Below are 6,908 nucleotides of genomic sequence, written 5' to 3' on the forward strand. Positions count from 1 at the left end.
CCACATTTTGAAATGCGCACCCAATGTGGGAGGGGCTTGCCCCCGATGGCGGTGTATCTGACACAAAAAAATCAAAGCCTTTGCGGAGCCCCCAATGACCACTCAAAAAGTTTCCTTCTACAACCTGGCCTGGCGCTGGCACTTCTACGCCGGCCTCTTCGTCGCCCCCTTCATGGTGCTGCTGGCCGTGACCGGCATCATCTACCTGTTCAAACCCCAGCTCGACCCGCTGATGTACGGCGACCTGCTCAAGGTGCAGAGCGCCGAGCACGCGCTGAGTGCCGACGAGCAACTGCAACGCGCTCAAGCCGCCTTTCCCCAGGGCAAAATCAGCAAATACCTGCCCCCGGCCAATGCCACCAGCAGCGCGCAGTTCGTGATGCACAACGACGGCCGCGAAGTGACCGTGTTCGTCGACCCCTACCGCGGCACCGTGCTCGGCGAGCAGGACGCCCAATACAATCTGCAAGCCATCGCCCGCGCGCTGCATGGTGAATTGATGATCGGCACCACCGGCGATCGCTTGGTAGAACTCGCCGCCGGTTGGGGCGTGGTGCTCGTCGTGTCCGGCCTGTACCTGTGGTGGCCGCGCGGCAAGGCGTCGGCCGGCGTGTTGTGGCCGCGCCTTAACAGCCGTGGCCGCGCGTTCTGGCGCGACCTGCATGCGGTGGTCGGCTTTTGGGGCGCGGCATTCCTGCTGGTGATGCTGCTCAGCGGCATGACGTGGACCGGCTTCTGGGGCAAGCAATACGCCGACCTTTGGAACCGCTTCCCGGCAGCGATGTGGAACAACGTGCCGCAGTCCGATCAGCAAGCACGGGTACTCAACACCGCGACGCAACAGACCGTGCCCTGGGCCATGGAAAACACGCCGATGCCAATGTCCGGCGACCACGCCGAACACATGAACCACGGCGCCATGCACGCCGCCCCCGCAGCGCCGGCCATCAGCCTGCAACAAGTGGTCGACCTGGCCACCGCGCGCCAAGTCGAGCCCGGCTACAGCATCACCTTCCCCACCACCGCCGAGGGCGTATTCACCATTGCGGTGTTCGCCGACGACCCGCGCAACGACGCGACCCTGCATGTGGACCAATACACCGGCAAGGTCCTGGCCGACGTACGCTGGGCGCATTACAACCTGGTCGCACAGGCCACCGAGACCGGAGTGATGCTGCACGAAGGCAAGATGTTCGGCTGGGTCAACCAACTGATCGTGCTGCTGATCTGCCTGATGATTCTGCTCAGCGCCGTCAGTGGCGTGGTGATCTGGTGGAAGCGCCGGCCCCAGGGCGGGCTCGGGGTGCCGCCGCTGCGTCATGACCTGCCGAGGTGGAAAACCGCGATGGGCATCATGCTGGCGCTGGCGATTATCTTCCCCCTGGTCGGCGCCTCGTTGATTGCGGTGTGGCTGCTGGATCGCCTGGTGCTGTCGCGGTGGTTCGGGCAACGGGGATCGGCGCGCGCATGACGTAGGAAGGGCCGACGCACCAGTGCAGTGCCGGCCCCGCACCACGGCCGGGTTCAGGCGCCGATTCGGTGCAGGGCCTGGCCGCGGACGCGGTGCAGAGCGCCGTATTCATGCCTTGGCCCAAGCGGGCACAGCCCTTGCAATCACCGGAGTATCTGTCCAACAACAACACTTGGGTACTCGGAGATCGCACCATGAAGCGTCGCAGCTTGATCAAGGCTTTCACACTGTCGGCATCCATCGCCGCCATGGGCATGACCTGGACCGTCCAGGCCGCCGAGACCATCAAGGTCGGCATCCTGCACTCGCTGTCCGGCACCATGGCCATCTCTGAAACGTCCCTCAAGGACATGGCGCTGATGACCATCGACGAGATCAACGCCAAGGGCGGCGTGAACGGCAAGATGCTTGAGCCAGTGGTCGTGGACCCGGCGTCGAACTGGCCGCTGTTCGCCGAAAAAGGCCGGCAGTTGCTGACCCAGGATAAAGTCGCCGTGGTGTTTGGCTGCTGGACCTCGGTGTCGCGCAAATCCGTATTGCCGGTATTCGAAGAACTTAACGGCCTGCTGTTCTACCCGGTGCAGTACGAAGGCGAAGAGATGTCGCCCAATGTGTTCTACACCGGCGCCGCGCCGAACCAGCAGGCGATCCCGGCGGTGGAATACCTGATGAGCGAAGAAGGCGGCGGCGCCAAGCGCTTCTTCCTGCTCGGCACCGACTACGTGTACCCGCGTACCACCAACAAGATCCTGCGTTCGTTCCTGCATTCCAAAGGCGTGGCGGACAAGGATATCGAAGAGGTCTACACCCCGTTCGGCCACGCCGATTACCAGACCATCGTCGCCAACATCAAAAAATTCTCCGCCGGCGGCAAGACCGCAGTGATTTCTACCGTGAACGGCGACTCCAACGTGCCGTTCTACAAAGAGCTGGCCAACCAGGGCCTGAAAGCCACCGAGGTACCCGTGGTGGCGTTCTCCGTCGGCGAAGAAGAACTGCGCGGTATCGACACCAAACCGCTGGTGGGCAACCTCGCCGCCTGGAACTACTTCCAGTCGGTGGAGAACCCGGTGAACCAGAAATTCGTCGCCGACTGGAAAGCCTATGCCAAGAAACACAACCTGCCGGGCGCCGACAAAGCCGTGACCAACGACCCGATGGAAGCCACCTACGTGGGCATCCATATGTGGGCGCAGGCGGCGGAGAAAGCCAAGTCCACCGACGTCGACAAAGTGCGTGAAGCCCTGGCCGGCCAGACCTTCGCCGCGCCGTCGGGCTTTACCCTGACCATGGACAAGACCAACCACCACCTGCACAAGCCGGTGATGATCGGCGAGATCCAGGCCGACGGGCAGTTCTCGGTGGTGTGGCAGACCCAGGAGCCGATCCGCGCGCAGCCGTGGAGCCCGTACATTCCTGGCAATGACAAGAAGCCGGACTATGCGGTGAAGAGCAACTAAGCCCCACCACAGGCCAAATGTGGGAGGGGGCTTGCCCCCCTCCCACACTGTCCCCGCAAGATCAGGACATTTTGTATGCCCACTGCCCTGCACCGTTTCATAGTCACAGTCCTGCTGTTGCTGCCTTTGGCGGCACACGCCGGCGACGCCGAAGACTTCCTGGCCGCCAACCCGACGCAGCAAGCCAAGCTGTTGCAGGACTGGGCCGCCCAGCCCGACCCGGCGCGTATCGAGCTGGTGGATGCTCTGCAACAAGGCCAACTCACCCTCAATGGCGAAACCAAAACCGTACGCCTGAACAACCGCCTGCGTGGCTTGATCGATAACGTGCAAGCCAGCCAGCAACTGCTCGCCGCCGACCCCAAGGTGCGCCTGGCTGCGGCACGCACCCTGCAAAAAAGCGCGCAACCTGCGCAACTCAAATTCCTCGACCAGCAGGTCGCCGCCGAGACCAACGAGGATGTGCACACCGCCCTCAGCCTGGCCCTGGCCAACCTGCAATTGGTCGACCCCGATCCGGTAGTGCGCCTGGCCGCCGTGCGCCTGCTCGGCAGCACCGGCGACCCGCTGGCGCGCACGCGCCTCGAAGCGCTGCTGGCGCCGGGCGTCGAAACCGATGCCGGCGTGCACACCGCCGCCGAAACCAGTCTGGCCCAGGTCAAACGCAAACTGATGCTGGGCGAAATCCTCGGCCAGGCCTTCAGCGGCATGTCCCTGGGCTCGATCCTGCTGCTGGCGGCCCTGGGGCTGGCGATCACCTTCGGCCTGCTCGGCGTGATCAACATGGCCCACGGCGAAATGCTGATGCTCGGCGCCTACTCCACCTATGGGGTGCAACTACTGATGCAGCGCTACGTGCCTGCGGCCATCGAGTTCTACCCGCTGATCGCGCTGCCGGTGGCGTTTTTTGTCACCGCCGCCATCGGCATGGCGCTGGAGCGCACGGTGATCCGTCACCTGTACGGCCGCCCATTGGAAACCCTGCTGGCTACCTGGGGCATCAGCCTGATGCTGATCCAACTGGTGCGCCTGGTGTTCGGCGCGCAGAACGTTGAAGTGTCCAACCCGCAATGGCTGTCGGGCGGCATCCAGGTACTGCCCAACCTGGTGCTGCCGTACAACCGCATCGTGATCATTGCCTTCGCGCTGTTTGTGGTCGTGCTCACCTGGTTGCTGCTGAACAGGACGCGCCTGGGCCTCAACGTGCGCGCGGTCACCCAGAACCGCAACATGGCCGCCTGCTGCGGCGTGCCCACCGGGCGCGTGGACATGCTCGCATTCGGCCTCGGCTCCGGCATCGCCGGCCTGGGCGGCGTGGCGCTGAGCCAGATCGGCAACGTCGGCCCGGACCTGGGCCAGAGCTACATCATCGACTCGTTCCTGGTGGTGGTGCTCGGCGGTGTCGGCCAGTTGGCCGGCAGCGTCACGGCGGCCTTCGGTTTGGGCATCGCCAACAAGATTCTTGAGCCGCAGATCGGTGCCGTGCTCGGCAAGATCCTGATCCTCGCGCTGATCATTCTGTTTATCCAGAAACGCCCGCAGGGACTCTTCGCACTGAAAGGACGGGTGATCGACTGATGAACCAGCCATTGATGCTCACGGCCACGCAAAAGGCCGGCCCCAAGGTGACGATTGCCGTCGGCGCGGCGATTCTGGCGCTGCTGCTGGCACTGCCATTGTGTTCGCTGCTGTCGCCGGAAAACCCGCTGCATGTATCGGCCTACACCCTGACGCTGGTGGGCAAGATCCTCTGCTATGCCATCGTCGCCCTGGCCCTGGACCTGGTGTGGGGTTATGCCGGGATGCTGTCCCTCGGCCACGGTTTGTTCTTTGCCCTCGGCGGTTATGCGATGGGCATGTACCTGATGCGCCAGGCCGCAGGCAGTGAGTTGCCGGCGTTCATGACCTTTTTGTCGTGGACCGAACTGCCCTGGTATTGGGCCGGCACCGATCACTTCCTCTGGGCACTGTGCCTGGTGGTGCTGGCGCCGGGGTTGCTGGCGCTGGTGTTCGGCTTCTTTGCCTTCCGCTCGCGAATCAAGGGTGTGTATTTTTCGATCATGACCCAGGCCCTGACCTTTGCCGGCATGCTGCTGTTCTTTCGCAACGAGACCGGATTTGGCGGCAATAACGGCTTTACCAACTTTCGCAGCATCCTGGGCTTTGGCATCACTGAACCGGGTACCCGCGCCGTGCTGTTCAGCGCCACGGTGTTGCTGTTGGTGGCGAGCCTGTACATCGGTTGGCGCCTGGCGCAAAGCAAGTTCGGCCATGTGCTGACCGCGCTGCGCGATGCCGAGAACCGCCTGATGTTCTGCGGCTACGACCCGCGTGGTTTCAAGCTGTTTGTATGGGTGCTGAGCGCGGTGTTGTGCGGCTTGGCCGGCGCCTTGTATGTGCCGCAGGTGGGCATCATCAACCCCAGCGAAATGTCGCCGACCAACTCCATCGAAGCCGCCGTGTGGGTGGCCCTGGGCGGGCGCGGCACGCTGATCGGCCCGCTGCTCGGCGCTGGCGTGGTCAACGGTATGAAGAGCTGGTTTACCGTGGCCTTCCCGGAATACTGGCTGTTCTTTCTTGGGGCGCTGTTCATCATCGTCACCCTGTACCTGCCCAAGGGCGTGATCGGGCTGCTGAAGAAATGAGGAACGTCATGCTTGAACCTATTTTCGATGCAGGCAGCAGCCGCGATGCGATCGGCATCGGTCAGGCCGCCGGCAAGGGCCTGAACACCCGCCATGGCACCATCCTGACCCTGGAAGACATCAGCGTCAGCTTCGACGGTTTCAAGGCGCTCAACGACCTCAACCTGTACATCGGCGTCGGCGAGTTGCGCTGCATCATCGGCCCCAACGGCGCGGGCAAGACCACGCTGATGGACGTGATCACCGGCAAGACCCGTCCCAGCCACGGCAGCGCCTGGTTCGGCGAAACCTTGGACCTGACCGACATGAGCGAAGTGCAGATCGCCCAGGCCGGCATCGGCCGCAAATTCCAGAAACCCACGGTGTTCGAAGCCCTCAGCGTGTTCGAAAACCTGGAGTTGGCGCAGAAGACCGACAAGTCGGTATGGGCCAGCCTGCGAGCGCGCCTGAGCGGCGAGCAGAAAGACCGTATCGATGAAGTGCTCGAGACCATCCGCCTCAGCGCGTCAGTGCAGCGCCCGGCCGGGCTGCTGTCCCACGGCCAGAAGCAGTTTCTGGAGATCGGCATGCTGCTGATGCAGGACCCGCAATTGTTATTGCTCGACGAACCGGTGGCGGGCATGACCGACGCCGAAACCGAATTCACCGCCGAATTGTTCAAGGGCCTGGCGGGCAAGCATTCGCTGATGGTGGTGGAACACGACATGGGCTTTGTCGGCTCGATTGCCGACCACGTGACCGTGTTGCACCAGGGCAGTGTGCTGGCCGAAGGGTCGCTGGAGCAGGTGCAGGCCGATGAGCGGGTTATTGAAGTGTATTTGGGACGGTGATACATCGGCCAGCTTCGAGCCTAAAGCTTCAAGCGGCAAGTTAAAGCAAAGCAGGCATCCCCCGCTCTTACTTGCAGCTTGAAGCTTGCCGCTTGACGCCAACTAACGGAGTTCGTTGATCGTTCCCACGCTCCGCGTGGGAATGCCGCCAGGGACGCTCCGCGTCCCGCTGCCAACGCACGGCTCAAGCCCTGCGCAATGGTGACGCAGAGCGTCACGGGATGCATTCCCACGCGGAGCATGGGAACGATCATTGGGGAGAATTTGAACATGCTGCAAGTCGACAAGCTGCACCAGTACTACATCGGCCAGCTTCGAGCCTAAAGCTTCAAGCGGCAAGTTAAAGCAAAGCAGGCATCCCCCGCTCTTACTTGAAGCTTGAAGCTTGCCGCTTGACGCCAACTAACGGAGTTCGTTGATCGTTCCCACGCTCCGCGTGGGAATGCCGCCAGGGACGCTCCGCGTCCCGCTGCCAACGCACGGCTCAAGCCCTGCGCAATGG

The 6,908-nt window shown here is 63.0% G+C and carries 5 protein-coding genes; all 5 read left to right on the top strand.

Annotated elements, in window-relative coordinates:
* Window positions 1–94: 94 nt before the first annotated feature.
* Complete coding sequence (locus G7025_RS20425) at window positions 95–1,471, top strand: PepSY-associated TM helix domain-containing protein (RefSeq protein WP_181080908.1); 1,377 nt, start codon at window positions 95–97, stop codon at window positions 1,469–1,471.
* 194 nt (window positions 1,472–1,665) lie between these two features.
* Window positions 1,666–2,931, top strand: a complete 1,266-nt coding sequence (urtA, locus tag G7025_RS20430) for an urea ABC transporter substrate-binding protein (RefSeq protein ID WP_181080909.1) — start codon at window positions 1,666–1,668, stop codon at window positions 2,929–2,931.
* A gap of 75 nt (window positions 2,932–3,006) precedes the next feature.
* Complete coding sequence (gene urtB, locus G7025_RS20435; RefSeq protein WP_181080910.1) at window positions 3,007–4,509, top strand: urea ABC transporter permease subunit UrtB; 1,503 nt, start codon at window positions 3,007–3,009, stop codon at window positions 4,507–4,509.
* Entirely contained in the window at window positions 4,509–5,576 is a 1,068-nt protein-coding gene (urtC, locus tag G7025_RS20440) for an urea ABC transporter permease subunit UrtC (RefSeq protein WP_181080911.1), read from the top strand. Before urtB ends, urtC begins: the two co-directional genes overlap by 1 nt.
* Complete coding sequence (urtD, locus tag G7025_RS20445; protein WP_181080912.1) at window positions 5,573–6,406, top strand: urea ABC transporter ATP-binding protein UrtD; 834 nt, start codon at window positions 5,573–5,575, stop codon at window positions 6,404–6,406. The genes urtC and urtD overlap by 4 nt, the downstream gene beginning before the upstream one ends.
* Window positions 6,407–6,908: the final 502 nt, after the last annotated feature.

Source organism: Pseudomonas lurida, from assembly GCF_013522705.1.
GTDB classification, from domain to species: Bacteria; Pseudomonadota; Gammaproteobacteria; order Pseudomonadales; family Pseudomonadaceae; genus Aquipseudomonas; species Aquipseudomonas quebecensis.

What these genes read in the sequence shown, in the direction of transcription:
- G7025_RS20425 (WP_181080908.1), top strand. Translation starts at nt 95, where the DNA reads ATGACCACTCAAAAAGTTTCCTTCTACAACCTGGCCTGGCGCTGGCAC.
- urtA (WP_181080909.1), top strand. Translation starts at nt 1,666, where the DNA reads ATGAAGCGTCGCAGCTTGATCAAGGCTTTCACACTGTCGGCATCCATC.
- urtB (WP_181080910.1), top strand. Translation starts at nt 3,007, where the DNA reads ATGCCCACTGCCCTGCACCGTTTCATAGTCACAGTCCTGCTGTTGCTG.
- urtC (WP_181080911.1), top strand. Translation starts at nt 4,509, where the DNA reads ATGAACCAGCCATTGATGCTCACGGCCACGCAAAAGGCCGGCCCCAAG.
- urtD (WP_181080912.1), top strand. Translation starts at nt 5,573, where the DNA reads ATGAGGAACGTCATGCTTGAACCTATTTTCGATGCAGGCAGCAGCCGC.